General features: G+C 48.2%; 1 protein-coding gene. It reads left to right on the forward strand.

Annotated features, from left to right (window positions below; all coding sequences use genetic code 11):
- Positions 1–303 (forward strand): hypothetical protein (locus AAEY98_RS22165; RefSeq protein ID WP_351019709.1); only part of this gene is annotated, 303 nt, incomplete at its 5' end.
- Between the last annotated feature and the right edge of the window lie 116 nt (positions 304–419).

Below are 419 nucleotides of genomic sequence, written 5' to 3' on the forward strand. Positions count from 1 at the left end.
GATGGTACATCCTGTACCGCGAAAGCTAGCCTGACGTCCTGTCAGGCTCACGCTATTTTCTTCAACGGCCTCAAGTTTAGAGTTGAATTTATCCATTTTAACGTCAATATACCAACACGTTTATGCCCCAAAGCTTGTTTAGGTTATGGCCTGCGGCCACTAACTTCGTGGCGCTTCGCCCACACCAGACCAAGAGGAAACCAACGGCTGTTCCATCTTGGAACTCCCAGCCGCCCCGCAACATTTTCAAACAGCGAAAAGGTCGCCATGGGGATTGATCCAGCTTTTGACTTTATTGGGTAACTGCCTCAGCCTTATTCGAAAACGCTACCGCTTCCGATAGGCCATATATGGACGCTCCCGGTGAGTCAAGATAATACTCTGCTTACCCAAAGCTTATTGGCCTTAGTTTTCTATTC

This window comes from Shewanella sp. AC91-MNA-CIBAN-0169 (assembly GCF_040310165.1).
In the GTDB taxonomy this organism is placed as follows: Bacteria; Pseudomonadota; Gammaproteobacteria; order Enterobacterales; family Shewanellaceae; genus Shewanella.